The sequence below is a fragment of the Paenibacillus sp. CH40 genome, from assembly GCF_024213605.1.
Lineage (GTDB): Bacteria > Bacillota > Bacilli > Paenibacillales > Paenibacillaceae > Paenibacillus > Paenibacillus polymyxa_B.
Genome location: NZ_JANAVQ010000001.1, coordinates 1403658 through 1422068, shown reverse-complemented (window position 1 = coordinate 1422068; position 18411 = coordinate 1403658). Strand labels below are relative to the sequence as shown.

Here is an 18411-nt window from a genome sequence, read left to right as displayed (position 1 = left end):
AATCTTACGGGAGGTCAAAAGGGGCTTATTGAATGGAGCAAGAAGTGGTGAAGTGGGGCAATAACCTTCTTCGGAGAAAGTAATAGGAGGGCAGTTGTTTTCGAACAAAAATTACCGGCCAATGTCGGTAACGAGCATTTTTTTAATTGAATTGGAACCGGTTTCATAATGTTAGGAGGAGAGAAATATGGATTACAAGCAAGTAGCAACTGACATCCTGAATGCTCTGGGAGGTAAGGAAAATATAACGGCAGCTGCGCATTGTGCGACGCGATTGCGGCTCGTTCTTGAAGATGAATCTTTGCTTGATCAAAAAGCACTTGATCAAATGGATGTTGTTAAAGGGACTTTTTCCACAGGAGGGCAATATCAAATTATCCTTGGAGCCGGGATTGTAAATAACGTGTATGGCGAGTTCGCCAAACTTACGGGTCTTGGAGAAATGTCCACCGGCGATTTAAAGACGGCAGGAGCAGCTAAAATGAATCCGCTTCAACGGCTTGTGAAAGCACTTTCCGACATTTTTGTTCCGATCATTCCGGCGATTGTTGCCGGGGGTCTATTAATGGGGATCAACAATGTTCTGACTGCCAGCAATCTGTTTGGTCCCAGGTCTCTGGTCGAGATGTACCCTGGTATTGCCGATTGGGCAAGCATTATTAATTTATTCGCCAACGCTCCTTTTGTTTTCCTTCCCATCCTGATCGGCTTCTCGGCCACTCGCAAGTTTGGTGGAAATCCTTATTTGGGTGCGGCGCTGGCCATGATTATGGTCCATCCCGATCTGCTTAATGGTTACAGCTACGGCCAGACACTTGTAGATGGGACAGTACCCACCTGGCAACTGTTCGGTTTCTCAATCGAAAAGGTTGGCTATCAGGGAACGGTTCTGCCAGTACTGGTCGTATCCTACATTTTATCGGTAATCGAGAAAAATTTGCGAAAGGTAATTCCATCTTATCTTGATAATCTGTTGACTCCCTTGCTGTCTGTCCTCATTACCGGCCTCTTGACCTTTGCTGTTGTTGGACCGGTCCTTCGCGCCGCGGGCAACGGACTGACAGATGGTCTCTTCTGGCTCTATGATACGACGGGTTTCATTGGAGGAGGTATTTTCGGTTTTTTCTATTCTTCGATTGCCATAACGGGAATGCATCACAGTTTCCTCGCTGTGGATACCCAACTATTGTCGGACGTTGCTAAGACGGGCGGATCCTTCTTGCTTCCGATTGCCTCGATGGCGAATATCGCTCAGGGCGCGGCTACGCTGGCCGTCTTTCTCATCACACGCAACAGCAAGACGAAGAGTATCGCCTCAGCTGCTGGCATATCCGCGCTGCTCGGTATTACCGAACCTGCAATGTTCGGAATCAACCTGAAGCTTCGCTATCCGTTCATTGCTGCGATGATCGGTTCCGGCCTGGCTTCCGCCTATATTGCTTACGCACATGTGCTGTCCATTTCGATGGGACCGGCGGCGCTACCCGGTATTATCGCAATCCGTCCACAGTCCATCGCTGATTTCTGTATCGGCATGGGCATCAGCTTTCTAGTTACGTTTCTCATCACCCTGCTCTGGGGCAAGCGAAAAAATGCGTCAGCCTCAGGGGAGACTTCAAACGAAGCAGCGGATCGACCGTAAGTTTAAGCATGCTTGGAACTATTTTGCAGTAAGGGGGTTGCTGTGGAAGTGGAGTGGACAAAAGAAGAGAGATACAGAAGATTAGAAGATACCGATCCGGAGGAAATCTCCGGTCTGGCCGCCAGAGTGGCAAGGTGCCCCTGGCGCCAGGGGTATCATATCCAGCCTGAGACAGGGTTGCTGAACGACCCGAATGGATCTGCTTTTTTTCATGAAGAGTATCATTTGTTCTATCAATGGTTTCCTCTCGGCCCTGTGCATGGTCTCAAATATTGGTATCATACCAGCTCCCCGGATCTCGTTCACTGGACGAACCGTGGGATGGCGTTAAAACCGGACCGGGATTTTGACAGTCATGGAGTATATTCGGGCAGTGCAATCGAACACAATGGGCGATTGTACCTCATGTACACTGGCAATACACGTGATAAGAGTTGGGAGCGAATGCCTTATCAGTGTATGGCTCAAATGGAGAGAGAGGGACGTATACACAAGTTCTCCTCCCCGGTTATAAGCGGACCTCCGTCCGGATATACCGATCATTATCGCGACCCCAAAGTATGGAAACAGAAAAATTGCTTTTATGCCGTAATTGGAGCGCAACGTTCCAATCTTACCGGCTGTGCCATGCTCTATGCTCCATTGATCTTTACAAATGGGAAGAGGTTGGCGAACTGCATACCCGTTTGTCCGATTTCGGCTATATGTGGGAATGTCCGGATTATTTTGAATTTGACGGTCAGGGGGTTCTCTGCTTCTGTCCGCAGGGAGCGAAGCTGAACGACCCTGGTAATATTTATCCGTCGGGTTATGTAATCGGTGATCCACTGAATGTCGAGACGGGAGAGTTTCGACATGGGAATTTTCGCTTGCTGGATCGTGGTTTTGATTTCTATGCTCCCCAGACAACATTAACGCCGGATGGCAGACGAATTCTGGTCGGCTGGATGGGTCTGCCGGATATTGTCTATCCCACTGACGATCACGGTTGGGCCCACTGCCTGACGCTGCCGCGTGAATTGCGCGTGGAGGGCGGCCGATTGTACCAGGTTCCCGTTCGTGAACTTCAGGCTATCAGAGGAAGAGGAAGGTTCGCGGACGGGAAAATTTCAAACGATACGCTTAGTCCGGCCGGTTTTGCCGGCTCCCGTTACGAGCTGATAATAGAATTCAATAATGTAGACGCCGTCGAATTTGGTATTAGACTGAGAACAGGAGAAGAAGAAGGGACGAATCTGGTATGCAACACCAGGGAATCCAGACTTATGCTGGATCGAACGCTGTCCGGAAGGCCGATTGCAGAAGAATTTGGTACGGTCCGAAGCTGCAAGGTGAATCCTTTGGCTGTCAAGCTGCATTTGTTTATGGATACATCATCTGTAGAAGTGTTCGTAGATGACGGCCGCGAGGTCTTTACCGCCCGAATATTCCCCCATGAGGAGAGCCGGGGATTCTCCATTTTCGCCAAAGGCGGTGATGTTCTATACCGTGCCAACATGTGGGCAATTGAAGTAGAGGGCAGCCAACTGAATGTTTTAGGAACTGGAGGGTGAGGAAAGAGATGGGATGGTTTAAGAAGAAGGAAAAGCTGGAGGTTATCGAAGTTGGAGTTCCGCTTGCAGGTAGTGTCGTTGAGCTTTCGGAAGTACCCAATCCGGCATTCGCCGGCGGCTTTATGGGCAAAGGAATAGCCATTAAGCCCCGGGAAGGTAAAGTCTACGCGCCGTTTGACGGAACAGTAGCGCATGCGTTCGGCCGTAGTAATCACGCGCTGCTGCTGGAGCATGCTACCGGTATTCAACTGCTGATTCACGTTGGCATTAATACGGTGTCGTTGAAGGGAAGAGGGTTTACCCTACGAGTTCAGACCGGTGAAAAAATCAAGAAAGGACAGCTACTGCTAGAATTTGATATTTCCGAAATCGAGCAGGCGGGCTTTCCGGTGATCACACCGGTGTTGGTCCCGGACGACCAGGAAATGGTGAAATCGGTGGAGACGATGGAAGGCGCTGGGGTGGTAGACGGTGTCCCACTGCTTCACGTTCACTTAAAATGATGGTGTAGCTTGGATTTCGGAGAACCGCCAAGCTGTTACAGCACATTTGCCAGTTGATTTTTGCTTCTCAAAAATAGTGTAACCACGTCAAAACGGCGAAGGGGCATAGCCAGCAGGGCCTGAAATCTCATGATTTGAGGCCCTGCTTTCTGTTGGACTTCTAATTTTTTTGCTTTGATACATTCATTGCTCGTCGATCTTACTAAACCGCCAGAACAGGCTGATAAAATCCCCTTTTATTCTTGGAAGTGTCAAACCGGCGTACATCAGCTCGTCACCTCCGTATATCTTTCCAGTTTCGTGATGGCGGTACAGGTAACGCGAATTCAATCCTTTGCATTTCAGAATAGGCACCCTTTCACCCGGCTGGCTCAGCACTCGGAAGAAAGCAAGTACAGCTTCGCTCTGGTCATCAGAAACAAAGGACCAGGCCGCCTCGTTGCCCTCGAACGGACTTAAAATGCGATAAAATTCTCCGAATTGGATAAGGGGGCGAATTGCTTTATACAGCGCAACTTGGGACTTGATCGTTATCTTTTCCTGCGGCGACATCTTGGTAAGATCGAGCTCGTAGCCAAGGTTTCCCGACATCGCGACATGTCCTCGGGTGTCAAGAGGAGTAACCCGGTTGACTTGATGATTCGGTACACCCGAAACATGAGCGCCCATGGACACAGCCGGATAGACCATACTGTTGCCGTACTGAATTTTTAGCCGGCTGATCGCGTCGGTATTGTCGCTTGTCCACGTTTGCGGCATGTAATAAAGCATGCCGGGATCATAGCGCCCTCCTCCGCTGGAACAGCTCTCGAACAGTACATCCGGGAAGGCGGAAGTGAGCTCGTCCAATATCCTGTACAGACCGAGGATATACCGGTGTCCCGTTTCGCGCTGGCGCTCCGCCGGAAGAAGGGCAGAGCCGATCTCCGTCAAATGGCGGTTCATGTCCCATTTGACATACGTAATCGGCGCGGAAGACAGAATATCGGACAGCGCTCCAACAATATAGTCGCATACATCCCGCCGCGACAGATCAAGAACAAGCTGATTCCGCCCCACCGTGCAGGGACGATCCGCCACATGAAGACACCAGTCGGGATGACGCCGATAGAGTTCGCTGTTCGGTGAGACCATCTCCGGTTCGAACCACAGACCGAACTGCATGCCCATTCCGGTTATCCGCCGGGCTAGATTGTCCAGCCCCTCCGGAAGCTTGCGGCGGTCAACGGTCCAGTCGCCCAGGGAACTCAAATCATTGTCCCGCTTACCGAACCAACCATCGTCCAGGACAAAGAGCTCCATACCAAGTTCTTTCCCTTCGCGGGCGATCGCTTCGATCTTGTCGGCGTTAAAGTCAAAGTAGGTGGCCTCCCAGTTATTAATTAGAATCGGACGTTCGGCGTCACGAAAATTGCCGCGACTGAGCCGCGTGCGGTACAGCCTATTAAAGACGCGGGACATCCCGCCCAAGCCTTGTGCAGAGTATACCATGATAGTCTCGGGCGTCTGAAAGCTTTCGCCGGGAGTCAGCTGCCAGGAGAAGCCAAACGGATTGATGCCGATCGACACCCGAGTCGTCCGGTACTGCTGAACCTCGGCCTGGGCGATGAAGTTTCCGCTGTAAACGAGATTGAGCGCGTATACCTCGCCATTGTCTTCATCAGCGCCAGGACGAAGTAGGGCCAGAAACGGATTCTGCTGGGGACTGCTAGCACCTCGCCGGCTTTCCGCATTCTGGATGCCGGGCATTAGGGGTCTCCGCGCAATATTTCGTTCATTGGTATGCGTACCGTAGAAGGTCAACATGTCATACTCGTCATCTCTGAAATCGATACTGGCGCTGAGCGCGCGAAGAAGGACCAGATTATCAGAGCCGGTATGGTCAAAACGAACCGACCGCGCGATAGCGTCATATTCGTTAAAGACAGTATAAATTAAGGTAGCACGCAGACCGGTCAGTGCATCTTCAAGCACAAGCTCCAGCGTATCCGCTTCGTCCTCCCGCTCGATGTAAGTGGCAGGAAGACCTGGAAGCTTTGGCTTGCCGGCGAATATCCGATGAGTCTGGTAACGGAAATCACAGATTTCAGATCCATTAGACTGGCCGACCTGATAGGCGGGTATGCCAAAATCGCCGTTCCCGTAACCCGGATACTCCTGCGGAAGGTTGTCCAAGGAGAACTTTCGGTCGGTAGGGTCAGGATTCGGAGAAAAGCCCCGATCGATAAAATCAAAAGGTACAGAATCCTGATAGACGGCGATTCGTCGTCCCCAGTATAAATGCCCAAGGTAGCCGTCGCGAACCATCTGAATGCAGTAGCTGGAACCGGGGGTTTGCAGGTGAAACACCATGCGTTTCTCATCGTAATGAATGCCCATAAGTGAAATCGTGCTCCTTTTAGTGTTATAATTTAGTAAGAGTGTGAAATAACTGATTATAGAAAACTTGTCTTCATCATTAGCGTAAAGGTGCAGAAGAACCGAAACAAGAGTAACTTTATAAACTGAGGAGGGTGAAATATTGCTGTGAATCATGAGGAGGGAAACGGGAAAGGGAAGCAGTCCTCGATATCTTTTCACTTTATAACGCCAATGCCCTATATCTTATTAAAAGGTGCCGGATATGAGCTGATTACTTCGCATGATTATATCTGGGATGGACGGAACCGTACCGGAGACCATTGTGTGCTTCAATATACATTAAATGGTCGCGGTGAGATTGAAACGGGGGGGAGGAGACATTCCCTTGAGCCGGGGGATGCTTTTCTGGCTGATGTTCCGGGCGACCATATCTACCGTCTCCCCTCTGATTCTCCCAGATGGGAAGTGCTCTACTTCGAACTGTCACACTTGGCGCTGCATCTCCTCCAGGAATGGCTGGACATAAGCGGCTACATTTTCCGGATTGAGCCGGGGTCCGATTTGGAGCATCTCCTGTGGGCCACTTATCGGGAAGCTATTGAGAACAGCTACCGCGATATGTATCAGTGCTCACGGGCCGCTTATACACTGGCCATGTCACTGGCGAGTCATCTTGTCACTCTTGCCAGCAGCGTCCCATTGCCTCCGGTTGTGGAACGCTGTAAGACCTTCATTGACAGTAATCTGCATCGGAGCATTGGCCTTCAGGACATGGCGGAGGTCTCCGGATGTTCTAAATTTCATCTCACCCGTGAGTTTGAGCGCAAGCTTGGCCTCTCTCCCGGCCGCTATTTAACTCGTATGAGATTGGAAAGAGCGGCTGCTCTTCTGCTGGAGCCCGCAAATCTGACATTGGAGCAGGTGGCGGAACAGTCCGGTTTCTCGAATGCGAATTATTTCGGCAAAGTGTTCCGAAAGTATACAGGAATGGCTCCAGGCGAATTCCGCATGGAGGGCGATTTGTATCAAATTCGGCGGTTGATCCGGAGCGATCAATGAAAATAGGTTCTTGAAGATAGTAACAGGCTGCCGAAATTTTCGGCAGCCTGTTTTAAAGCGGCTTAAAAAAAAGAAGGGTCACGCAAACACTACGTTAATGATTAGGGGGTCGATGGACTCGATAGTATCGATGACAAAAAGATCCCCGTCCCGTCGGAATGGAGTTGGTACTCCATTGACCGTGACTAACGCAGGCTCTTGGCAGGCGCCAAAACCCAATGTCCCGCCTTCTCTTAGTTGCAGCAAGGTAGAGTTGTCATCGGTAAATAAAATCGTAACCGCCGCTGTGGACAGATACTTATTAAGAAGGCCGATCAGTGTGAACCGAGGGTTCAGGATGGGAACCATCAAGTATAAAGCCACTCCGTTTTCCTTGATTGTAAAGGGGATGCTCTGACGGTATGAACACTTCATCAGTTTTCGGCTAAAATGCTCGTACAGATAGAATTCTTGATCTACATTACACAGAACTGGAATCTGGGAAGGGCTAATAGACCCGCATAGAATCCGGTCTTCCTGGTCAATGTTGAATACACCAACCGAAATGGACCCTCCGACAGGAGCCCATACCTTCAGTGGCACGCTATCCTTTTGAGGATTAACCATCAAGATGTCGGAAGTCGGCAATCCGGGTTGATCGGCTCTCAGTACTTTGCCGTCACGAAATACGAGCGGGAGCAGATCTTTCGGTTCCGTAGTGCCAGGCTTGTCGCTAAAATAAACCGGACCGCCGCTAACGGCACGAAGCACCGCATTTTGCAGCGCCTCTTCATGGTTGGTCCAAAACATATCCCAATCTCCCCAGTAAAGTACATGATGATACAAGGAGTTATAGGCGTTTTGGAACGCGTGTTCTTTAAAGCTGATTTCTTTGCCAGGGACAAAATCGTCACTGTTGCGAGATACCGATGAGGAAGGCCTAAACCATATATTTTCCGACTCCATCCCCATGCAATTGATCAATTGCTGATCAAAATGCAACCCGGCAGACGCTTCTAAAGCGGTGTGCATTTCATACGCCGAACGGCCATCCGGAATGTGGTGAAACAAAAAACTATTTATCGATCCCTGGCTGTCGACCTTCACAAAATCCACGCCCGAGTGGCGAAGACTGCGATGAAAAGCATTCCAGAAACCGAATCCTTTATCCGCACGAGGGTAGGGGATGAACCGGCCTTTTGCGGTTTTATACACAAACTCACCAAATTCCTGGACGATGGCGCTGTCTGGATGGATCCCTGCCCAATAGCCAAAAAGGGTATGCCATACACCGACCCAGCGGACCCCGTAGTTCGATTTTAATACTTCAATTAAAGAAGCAAGGCCATTGGGGAATTTCTTTTGATCGGCCTCAAATGACATCAGACCCTTTTCTTTCACATCTAACCAGCCATCATCAATCATGACCCAACGCACAGGGAGGTTTTTCTCGTTTAATTCTTTGAGTTTTTCAATTAGACCCGTATCGTTAACCTCGTTACGGAACGCGTCCCAGGAGCACCACCCCAAGTATTTCAAAGCATTCGGATAACGTTTATGTTCTCTCAGTGATGTCGGGTTACCAATTAAATCAAGTGTAAACTTCAACGTTTCCTTGATTAAGCTATAAGGGTTCTCTCCATATGAAAGGACGAACAGTGGCGCGGAAATGTCGTCGCGGCCGCCTACGTTGGTCGAAAGACAAAGATCAAAGCCGTTATTACAGCCTCGTATCTCCGTTTTTTCAGTCAAAGTTACAACAGGCAAACAATAGGCATAGCGGGAGCCGGACTGCCAGAGAACCGATTGGGTACGTTCAGGCAGTTCACTCATACAGGAAGTAAAAAAAGGACGCGTCCACCAATCATTAAAGTGGTAAAAGCCCAAAAACTTATCCGTTTTTTGGGGCTGAGGAACCGAAATAACGATGGATCGTCTAGCATTGAAAGAAAACCGACGCCAGAATACCTCCTGAGCATCCATGCTTGCTTCCACAAAGCAGACGACTGTCGAGCCATAATCCATGAGATGGAGGTAAACCGAAATAGAATTGTCTTTGTCCGTGTACAGGCTTGTCTTTTTAGTGAAATTACCGTGTTCATCGAGCCCTGAAGTTTGGCTCATTTCTTTTAAATCCAGGCTTTGTAAAGAGGACCCTTCATCTGTCGAAACACACACTTTCAAATTCGTTAAAAATGTAGCGTCTTCTAAATTAATCATATTTTCCATGCTTATTTAACAGCTCCTTCGACGACACCTTTAATAACTTGCTTTTGCATAATGAGGTAAAAGACAATGACGGGAATGATCGCCATAACTAGCGCGGCCATGGCAACTCCATAGTTCGATGTATATTTCCCAAAGAAATAATAGGTCGATAACGGCAATGTTTGCTGTTCTTTCGAAAGCAAAACCAGAGAGGGAAGCAAGAAATCATTCCATATCCATAAAACATCTATAATAGCAATTGTTGTTGAGATTGGTTTTAAAATAGGAAGGACAATTTGGTAGAACACTTGAATGCGCCCGGCTCCATCCATTAATGCGGCTTCCTCTAGGTCTTTGGGAACGGTTTTAATAAAGCCGTGATACATAAACGTGGCCAGACTGATGCCAAAGCCCAGGTAAAAGAAAATAAGCGCCCATTTGCTGTTGAGCATATGGAGATTTCCATACAAGGAGACAAATGGAATCATTAAGGCCTGAAACGGAATAATCATCGACGAAACCAACATAAGCAATATAATAGAGGACATTTTATTCGACCAACGAACCAGGTAATATGCTAACATGGAAGAGAACACCAAAATAGCCAAAACGGATACACAAGTAATAATTGCGGAGTTATATAATCCATACGAAAAATTCATTCGGGTGAACGCGTCCGTATAGTTTGAAAAATCAAACGTTTTGGGCAAGGTTAGAGGGTTTCGGATAATCTCCACTCTCGACTTGAAGGAGTTTAAAAGGATCAACAAAAAGGGAAATATAAAAAGAAAGAAAAGAATAGACATGCCTGCATACCAGCTTGCAGCGGTAAATAAACGTTTATTTCGCATCAGGCGTCTACCTCCAATTTCTTCATGATTCGGACTTGCAAAATGACGATTAACGATATGATCAGGAACATCATGATGGCTTTTGCCTGGCCCTGTCCAAAGTTTCGGTAAATAAATGCATCGTTATATACATGCATGGCGATGATTTCGGTGGCTCGATAGGGTCCGCCTTTCGTTAACGAAAGATTGGTATCATATACCATAAAACTTCGTTGCAGTGTCAAAAATAGACAAATGGTAAAGGAGGGAATCATCATTGGAATCTTGATCCGTAAGAGCTGCTGGATCGGGCCGGCTCCATCCAAATTGGCCGCTTCAGAAAGTGAAGAAGGAATGCTCATTAAGCCGGCAATAAAAATCAGCATCATATAGCCTGCGTTTTGCCAGACCCCGACAGTAACAAGCGCCCAAAACGCTTTCGTTGTATCTCCTAACCAGGAGTAGGACAGAAAATCAAGGCCCCATGCTTTTCCAAAATAAACAAGCACACGAGAAAATATGAATTGCCATACAAATCCTAGAATGATCCCGCCTACTAGATTGGGAGTAAAAAAGCCCGCGCGATAAAAATTCTGCCCCTTTCTTCCTATCGTTACAAGCAAGGCGAGGAAGAAGGCAACAACATTGGTTAAGATCAGCGTGAAAAATACATAACGGACGGTGAACCACAGGGATGTCCAAAACTCATTGTCCGAAAACGCGGCTCTATAATTATCAAAACCTATAAACCGAAAAACGGAAGAGGTTCCATTCCAATCGGTTAAGGTCATTATAAAACCAACGACAAATGGGACGATCACCACTGCTGTAAAAACAAATAGCGGGATCAACGCGAAGATGGAAAATACCGTAATCTTTTCTCTCAAAGTCGTTTCTTTATACAAGGTTATCCCTCCATACCCTCCGTACTGGAGAATGTGAGTGGGATAAGCGAGTCCGCATATCCCACTGTCTCAAAGTTTTAGTTGGATTTTTTCTTAGTCCAATACGCCTCGAATTCTTTAGCTAAATCAGATTTGTTAATCTTATCGGCCAAATATTTTTGCATGGAAGTTCCCATCGCAGGATAAGCGTCTGCAGGGTAGTACGTATTCATCCATTCCAACGTATTCTCTGATTTCATATAACTGAGTACGGATTGGGAAAGAGAATCTGCAGGTTCCGCAGTAAAATTATCGAAGACTGGTAAGAAATTGAGTTTGTTGACATAATAATCTTGACCTTCTTTAGAAGAGACCATCCAATTTAAAAATTCCTTCGCCGCTTTTTGCTGGTCGGTTGTGGATTGCTCTGCATCGACGACCCAATAAGACGGAACGCCGACAGAGATCTGGGAATTGCCATAGTCTTCTGCGTTATTGCTTATCGGCACAGGTAGAAATCCATATTGGCCCTCTGGATCAAGTTCTAGAATCTGAGGGTACGCCCAGTTCCCCATAAACCACAGTCCGACTTGTCCGGAAGCCAAAGCTATGGGGCCATCGTCATAAACAGGGGAGAGAGGAGCGCTTTTGTTAATGTTGTACGCTTTCATAAGATCAAAAGTATTCACCCAACCGGAGAATATTTCATTCTCGGAGAGCTTGACGGTACCATTTTTAAGATCTTTAATAAATTTATGACGTTGATCTCTATCTGAAGATTGGTCTGCAAATAAAATATTGGAATAATGGGCGCCTAGCGACCAGTCTATGGGAGAAACGTGGATTGCTCCTTCCGCCGCACCTGATGACGTGATTTTATCCATCAGCGATTTGAGCTCATCCTGTGTTTTTACTGTTGCGGAATCAAAATTTCCGCCACTTGCTTGGTCCAACACCTTTTTGTTATAAATCAAACCGAAGGCCTCAACCGAAACTGGCATGCCTTTGATTTGGCTGCCGTCCCTTATATAATCCAAACTGCCTTTCATGGTATGCGAAACCCAGGGTTGATCGGACAGGTCCAAAAGTTTATCATGCATAGATTCATATTCCGCACCCATCATACTAATGGTAGGCGCATTGTTCGATGCATAAAGAGTTGTCATTTTGTCGAAAGCGTTTTGATTACCGAGAGAAATAATAGAAACCTTGACTTGATCTTGTGATGTATTGTAGTGTTCCACCATTTCTTCGAACTGGCTGATGATCTCGGACTTCCCGATAAGTACAGATATCTCTGTAGGACTTCCTGCTTTAGCAGGTTCACCTCTTTGATTGGCGGAAGAAGAGGAGTTCTCTGATCCGCTGCAAGCGGCCAAACCGGAAGCAAGAAGTGCTAAGATTCCAACTGTAGTAAGTAGTTTTTTCATTGTTGAATCCCCCTATTTCTTAGTTTTACCTTTTTAACCGATTCTGAAGGGATAGCACTCTTCATGTATTTGCTCTATTTTTTCAGTTCTCTCGCGGGTAAATCACCAACACCTCCTTATAAACTGTCATTAGCATCAAAGGATAATCACAGTTAAAAAGTAGTTAAAAAAATGAGTTAAAATATCGGTTAAAAACAAGTTAAAAGCACAACATCATGATATTGTAACCGTTTTATTTTGTCAATCCATAACATAATATTTGTTCGATTGATCCTACCGCTCTGAAGGAATGCTTTTGACGAATGGTGTTGTTTTTGTTAAGATTTATTTAACTTTCTTTTTACTTTTTTTTAACTTCGGGGGTGTTTATTTGGCTACGTTATCCGATGTTGCCACAAAAGCCCAGGTTTCTATTGCTGCCGTTTCCCGATTGTTCAACCAAGATCCAACCTTATCCATTAGTGAGGATACGAAAGAACGAATCTATACTGTTGCTTCGGAGTTGGGTTTTAAAGGGGCAAGGAAGCGATCGAAACCATCAAAAAAGCTTTTCAAGATCGGAATGGTCTTGTGGTGTTCTCCGGAAGACGAAACAGACGATCCGTATTTCCTTTCCATCCGCCAAGGCGTAGAGAAAAGATGCCAGGAAGAAGGAATTGTTCTTGGTGAGGTTATCCGTATGAACGGCATAGAGGATGGAGCATCCTTGAACGGTATGGATGGTTTAATCGTAATTGGGAAGATTGACAGTAGAGACTTGGATTCTTTATACGGTAATAATGACCGAATTGTATTCGTCAATAATTTTGCTCAGGACCGTCAAAAATATGACTGCGTTGTTTCCAATTTAGAGCAAGCCACAAAGGATGTACTAGAACACTTGCTTCAATTAGGCCATAAGCGGATCGGTTTTATTGGGGGGAGAGATTATTCGCCTGTTAAAGGAGAGCGGAAAGGAAGGGAAATTCCAGAAATCCGCTACTCTGTTTACGAAAAGATGATGAGAGAAAGAGGGATGTTTTCTAGGTCGGATGTATATTTAGGAGAATGGACAACCACCAGCGGTTACGAACTTATGCGAGAAGCCATTCAGAAGGGGAATTTGCCTAGTGCTTTTTTTATTGCCAACGACCCGATGGCCATAGGTGCGATGCGCGCCCTGTACGATGAAGGTATTAAAGTACCTGACGAAGTGGCTGTTGTAGGTTTCGATGATATTGATTTAGCCGGTTTCGTTCAGCCTTCATTGACCTCTGTTAGAATCTATACCGAACAAATGGGGAGAACTGCGGTAAATCTGCTGTGCGAACGAATTAAAGGCCGTGATATCCCCTTAACAGTTACCGTTTCCACTAAGCTTATGGTGCGTGAAAGCTGCGGCGCCACTAGGTATCATAGTGACTCTAGAAATGGTCAACTTTAAGAGTCTAATTTAACAAGAGAACAAAAATCCACTGTGCATTTGTGCGGTGGTTTTTTTTGTTAATGGAGGGGTAGTACCAGCGTTGCTGATACTACCCGCAAATGTATGTGAAAATATGTAATGAAAAAGATAACGGGTATCCTTTTGTCGAGAAATACATCGGTCAACGTAGCTTCAGGCAAATGTCCAAAGATGATTTTCCTTAGCCAGGTTGGCTCACTCGTCGCTGCCCGTACGAGGCAGTCAGGTCAGCACAGTCTGAGAAGGGAAGCGGCAGGAACGGAGCGATGCGGGCTGAGGGGTCTGCCGTATATTTCAAAGTGACAGCCACGTCACGAAGTCCGGTCGTACAATAACCCAATCAAGGTCGCTCCGTTGCACCGTACGCCCGGCAATGGCCTTGTCCTTGATGGTCTTCGAGAAGATGCGCCGGTGAATGCGTATTGCCCACCGATTGACTGCGGAAAGTTCTTTCCCGTTGCTCAGACCAATGCCGCTCTGCATGACTAGGCGCTTAACTCCAGCACGCTGGCTGGCCGCAAGAATATTCGGGATTCCCTCCGACATGACGGTACCCGGCGAGAAGTTACTGGTTGGACCTATGCAACTGATAACCACATCTGTATCAGCAATGGCTTTGGCCATACTCGACGCGTAGAATACATCCCCCCTAGGCCAAAAACATCGAAGAAGCTCCCCTATGCACCTACAGAAGAGGAGCTTAAACGCTACGATGCGGTTTGGCAAGCAAAGAACTTCCAAGACTTGAAGATCGCCAAGACGCTGCTATATACCGGGGGGCGGGTAAGCGAGCTGATCAATATCAAGTTGACCGATGTTGATTTCCACTACTACCAAATCCGGATTAATAAGGGCGAGGGTAGTAAGAATCGCATTGTCCTATTCCTTCAATCGTTTAAGGGAATGCTGGCCATGGACGCCAATTCAATGAACAAGAAACAGGAGGTTTATCTGTTCCAATCATCTGGTGTCAGCTTCACTGGTACTAACCCATGAAGAGCAATTTTTTACCCTTTTATCGCATGAACTTACCATTGAGGATGATGAGGGTCGTGCTTTATTATCATTACAACAACAGCTCCTTACAAAATAAGTATTCTGATTGAGCAATTTTTTATCCTGATGAAAGGTTCAATCCGTTATGAGAGGTCACTGGGGAGCTTTTTCTTATTGAAGGGGGGGCGGGAAGTGGTGACTGCGGGGGCCATATCCCTCTTGTGAGATAGGCAAATGAGATAGTTTTTTTAGAACAAAAAAGAAAGCGGTTACAATCGTAGAGGGCTAATAAAGAATATCATTTCACTGTTTTCAAATTTTTTTAAATCGGGAGGTATAGAAATGAAAATGAAATCAAACGCGATACTGAGAATTGTTCCAGCTATTCTTGCAGGCGTGATTGCCCTTACCGGTTGCAGTGGCAATACATCAACATCTTCTGAATCAGGTGAAAGCGTAACTGGAAAAACAGTAAACCTTACGATGTCCGCTTGGGGAAACCCGGCTGAACTAAAGATTTATCAAAAAGGAATCGATGCCTACACCAAAGAACATCCAAACGTAAAAATAAAACTGATACCGGTGGCAAGCGACGGGTATGAGCAGAAACTATTGACACAGCTGCAAGGAGGTAATGCGCCGGACGTATTCTATGTCGGGGATGCTACGATGGTCAAGTTAGTACAAAACGGTACCCTTGCTGACTTGGGGGGATTTATGAAAACGGACAATAGCTACGTCAAACCGGATGAGTATGCAGACGGCTTATGGGGAGCTGCAAAAGATGGCGACAAAATATATGGTATTACAATGGACTGTAGTCCATTGGTAATGTACTACAACAAAAAGATGTTTAAAGATTTGGGAATTAAGACGCCTCAAGAATATTTTGATGAAGGCAAGTGGAACTGGGCGGCTTTTGATGAAGTAACAAAGAAGTTAAAAGACGCCGGCAAACAAGGATTTATTGGTGAAACCTGGACAATGGAAACCTGGATTTGGTCAAACGGAGGGCTCTCCTATGATGACCAAGGAAACTACGTAATGGATCAAAATCAAAAGGCTCGTGAAGCCATCCAATTTGTAAACGACTTAAGGGAAAAAGGACAAATTAAATACGCAGGCTCTCTTCCAAAGGGGCAAGGATTAGATGCCATGTTTATGTCCAATCAAGTGGGAATTGTAGCAGCAGGGCGATGGTTAACCCCAATGTTCAGCCAGGCGAAAAATATGGAATTTGATTACATTTATTGGCCATCCAACACAAACAACAAAATGGAGCCAGTACAAGTTCCCATAGCCTTCTTTGCCGTAAACAAAAAGTCTAAAGAACAGGAAGAAGCAATGAAGTTTGTGACTTTCTATGGATCAAAAGAAGGCCAAAAGGCACGGCTTGCCGGAAACAGCAGTGCGGTTCCGTCGGTTAGCGGTATTGACGATATCGTAACAAGCGACAAAACGATAGAGCATTCTCAATATTTACTTGATGCGCGTGAAAAAGGTTATGCCAACGGTTCCCTTAAGTATTTCAAAGGGCGTATTCCCGGTTTAAGCGAAAGAGTAAACGAACAATACGATTTGTTGCTATTGGGAAAACAAGATGTGGACACAACAATCAATAATATTACAGTAGAAACGAATAAACTAACAAAGGAGCACGAAACGAACAAATAATTACACAAAATTAAGGAGAGGGATAGTGAGAAGCCGATCCCTTTCTCTATTTCGATTTTAAATGGAGGGTGAGTCATGCGAAATCGTCAAAGGACGTTAGCGGGATATCTTTTTGTTTCCCCGCAATTAATCGGTCTGCTTGTCTTCTCTTTGCTCCCGGTTGTTTATGCTCTTGTGTTAAGTTTCATGAACTGGGATGGGTTTGGCGCAAGAACCTTTGTTGGTTTCGAAAATTTTGCGAACCAGTTTAACAATCCTGATTTTTGGATTGCAATGAAAAATACAGTCTATTATATGATATTCGTAATTCCGTCAAGCATTTTTCTATCCCTGTTCCTGGCAGTTGGCCTGAATAAAGTGAGGGGGAAGGAACTTTATCGGGTATTTTACTTCATGCCTGTAGTAACAAGCTCTGTTTCTATCGGGGTTATTTGGATGTGGATATTAAATGGTGATTTTGGGGTCTTGAATCTTCTTCTTTCGCATATCGGAATTAACGGGCCTGATTGGCTGACCGATACGCATTGGGTTATTCCTTCTATCGCAATGCTAAGTATTTGGTGGGGACTGGGCAACAACATGGTTATCTTCCTTGCCGGATTACAGGGGATTTCAAGAAGCTATTATGAAGCTGCTGAAATTGATGGGGCTTCACGTTTTAAACAGTTTTTGAACATTACTTTGCCATTGCTTTCACCAACAACTTTTTTCATTGCCATTATGTCTCTTATCGGCTCCTTTCAAGTATTTGACCAGGCCTTCGTAATGACGAATGGCGGGCCGGCTAAAGCAAGTTATACTCTCGTGTACCATATTTATCAACAAGGCTTTATTGACTTTAAAATGGGACAGAGCGCTGCTTCAGCAATGATTTTGTTTGTCATTATTCTGATCTTCACTCTTATCCAATTTAAAATGTCAAAAAGGTGGGTTCACTATGGCGAATGACGTTATGAGAAATGTTGATAAGAATGTTATTCCAGTCATACAGAAAAAGGTAAAGAAAAATATTAAGCTGTCTCAAATTATTCTTCACGCTGTATTAACTCTTGGAGCAATGATAATGATTTTTCCCTTTCTGTGGACTGTAAGCAGTTCACTGAAAGATATGTCACAAATTTTTCTTGTGCCTCCGGCATGGATCCCTCACCCCATTAAATGGTCAAATTATATAGATTCCTTGACCGCGATGCCGTTCGGAAGGGCTTATTGGAACAGTTTCTACATTACGACCGTGTCTGTGTCGGCTACATTGCTTACGGCCTCAATGGCAGCCTATGCATTTGCCAAAATCCGTTTCCCTGGTGCCAATCTTATATTTATTCTTTTCTTGTCGACCATGATGATTCCAAAACAAGTAACGATGATTCCCTTGTATATCATTATGACGAAAATTGGGTGGCTTGACTCTCACTTATCCTTGATTGTTCCAGGCGCCTTATTTAATGCATTTGCTGTATTCTTATTACGGCAATTTATGATGGGTATTCCGAAAGAATTGGAAGAGGCAGCGATCATCGATGGGGCAGGCAGCTTTAAGATCTACTGGAGGATCATTATGCCGTTGATTCGTCCGGCCCTAGCAGCTGTTGGAATTTTCGTCTTTTTAGGTTCTTGGAATAACTTCCTCGATGCCTTAATTTTCTTAAATACACCAGAGAAATTTACAGTACCATTGTTACTCAATACGTTTAAAGGCCTGTATATAGCAGACTGGTCATTAATGATGGCCGGAACGACGATCTCTGTTATCCCAGTATTGATTATTTATATTGTAGCCCAAAAGCAAATTATTGAAGGAGTCACGCTTACAGGCATTAAATAAATTATGTTTTGGGAGGATTAACA

15 protein-coding genes and 1 pseudogene are annotated in these 18411 nt (G+C 45.8%); 9 read left to right on the top strand and 7 right to left on the bottom strand.

Annotation, left to right across the window (positions count from 1 at the left end):
* The first annotated feature begins 187 nt into the window (after positions 1-187).
* The 3 genes and pseudogenes from NLX73_RS06215 to NLX73_RS06205 all read left to right on the top strand — a co-directional run bounded on the left by NLX73_RS06215 (position 188) and on the right by NLX73_RS06205 (position 3698).
* Complete coding sequence (locus NLX73_RS06215) at positions 188-1642, top strand: sucrose-specific PTS transporter subunit IIBC (protein WP_254325643.1); 1455 nt, start codon at positions 188-190, stop codon at positions 1640-1642.
* Positions 1643-1690: 48 nt separating this feature from the next.
* Positions 1691-3195: pseudogene (locus NLX73_RS06210) on the top strand (sucrose-6-phosphate hydrolase).
* 8 nt (positions 3196-3203) lie between these two features.
* Positions 3204-3698: a PTS sugar transporter subunit IIA gene (locus NLX73_RS06205; protein ID WP_254325642.1), complete on the top strand. Its 495-nt coding sequence runs from the start codon at positions 3204-3206 to the stop codon at positions 3696-3698.
* Between the two features lie 183 nt (positions 3699-3881).
* Here the strand turns inward: NLX73_RS06205 and NLX73_RS06200 are convergent, their stop codons facing one another.
* Positions 3882-6077, bottom strand: a complete 2196-nt coding sequence (locus NLX73_RS06200) for an alpha-galactosidase (protein WP_254325641.1) — start codon at positions 6075-6077, stop codon at positions 3882-3884.
* A gap of 147 nt (positions 6078-6224) precedes the next feature.
* On the opposite strand from NLX73_RS06200, the gene NLX73_RS06195 reads away from it, so the two are divergent.
* Complete coding sequence (locus NLX73_RS06195; protein WP_044648984.1) at positions 6225-7118, top strand: helix-turn-helix transcriptional regulator; 894 nt, start codon at positions 6225-6227, stop codon at positions 7116-7118.
* A gap of 78 nt (positions 7119-7196) precedes the next feature.
* Here NLX73_RS06195 and NLX73_RS06190 read toward each other — a convergent pair whose 3' ends face one another.
* The 4 genes from NLX73_RS06190 to NLX73_RS06175 all read right to left on the bottom strand — a co-directional run bounded on the left by NLX73_RS06190 (position 7197) and on the right by NLX73_RS06175 (position 12449).
* Positions 7197-9326, bottom strand: a complete 2130-nt coding sequence (locus NLX73_RS06190; RefSeq protein ID WP_254325640.1) for a Sip1-related alpha-galactosidase — start codon at positions 9324-9326, stop codon at positions 7197-7199.
* 2 nt (positions 9327-9328) lie between these two features.
* Positions 9329-10156, bottom strand: coding sequence for a carbohydrate ABC transporter permease (locus NLX73_RS06185; protein ID WP_152643882.1), 828 nt, complete (start codon positions 10154-10156; stop codon positions 9329-9331).
* On the bottom strand, positions 10156-11040 hold the full coding sequence (locus NLX73_RS06180; RefSeq protein ID WP_044648987.1) for a carbohydrate ABC transporter permease: 885 nt from the start codon (positions 11038-11040) through the stop codon (positions 10156-10158). The genes NLX73_RS06185 and NLX73_RS06180 overlap by 1 nt, the downstream gene beginning before the upstream one ends.
* 77 nt (positions 11041-11117) lie before the next feature.
* Positions 11118-12449 (bottom strand): ABC transporter substrate-binding protein, encoded by a 1332-nt coding sequence (locus NLX73_RS06175; RefSeq protein WP_254325639.1) that lies wholly within the window; start codon positions 12447-12449, stop codon positions 11118-11120.
* 295 nt (positions 12450-12744) lie between these two features.
* Between NLX73_RS06175 and NLX73_RS06170 the strand changes: the two genes are divergently transcribed.
* Entirely contained in the window at positions 12745-13872 is a 1128-nt protein-coding gene (locus NLX73_RS06170) for a LacI family DNA-binding transcriptional regulator (RefSeq protein ID WP_254325638.1), read from the top strand.
* A 202-nt stretch (positions 13873-14074) separates the two neighbouring features.
* Here NLX73_RS06170 and NLX73_RS06165 read toward each other — a convergent pair whose 3' ends face one another.
* Together NLX73_RS06165 and NLX73_RS06160 are read right to left on the bottom strand one after the other, a co-directional pair.
* On the bottom strand, positions 14075-14233 hold the full coding sequence (locus NLX73_RS06165) for a hypothetical protein (protein ID WP_254325711.1): 159 nt from the start codon (positions 14231-14233) through the stop codon (positions 14075-14077).
* Positions 14188-14517 carry an NAD(P)H-binding protein gene (locus NLX73_RS06160; protein ID WP_254325637.1) on the bottom strand — a complete coding sequence of 110 codons (330 nt, stop codon included), beginning with the start codon at positions 14515-14517 and terminating at the stop codon, positions 14188-14190. The genes NLX73_RS06165 and NLX73_RS06160 overlap by 46 nt, the downstream gene beginning before the upstream one ends.
* On the opposite strand from NLX73_RS06160, the gene NLX73_RS24925 reads away from it, so the two are divergent.
* The 4 genes from NLX73_RS24925 (at position 14401) to NLX73_RS06140 (ending at position 18388) form a co-directional block, all read left to right on the top strand.
* Positions 14401-14889 carry a tyrosine-type recombinase/integrase gene (locus NLX73_RS24925; protein ID WP_302055319.1) on the top strand — a complete coding sequence of 163 codons (489 nt, stop codon included), beginning with the start codon at positions 14401-14403 and terminating at the stop codon, positions 14887-14889. The two genes, NLX73_RS06160 and NLX73_RS24925, sit on opposite strands and share 117 nt — an antisense overlap.
* A 342-nt stretch (positions 14890-15231) precedes the next feature.
* Positions 15232-16563, top strand: a complete 1332-nt coding sequence (locus tag NLX73_RS06150) for an ABC transporter substrate-binding protein (RefSeq protein WP_254325635.1) — start codon at positions 15232-15234, stop codon at positions 16561-16563.
* A 75-nt stretch (positions 16564-16638) separates the two neighbouring features.
* Positions 16639-17511, top strand: coding sequence for a carbohydrate ABC transporter permease (locus NLX73_RS06145; protein WP_254325634.1), 873 nt, complete (start codon positions 16639-16641; stop codon positions 17509-17511).
* 109 nt (positions 17512-17620) lie between these two features.
* Positions 17621-18388 (top strand): carbohydrate ABC transporter permease, encoded by a 768-nt coding sequence (locus tag NLX73_RS06140; protein ID WP_254325704.1) that lies wholly within the window; start codon positions 17621-17623, stop codon positions 18386-18388.
* The last annotated feature ends 23 nt before the right edge of the window (positions 18389-18411 follow it).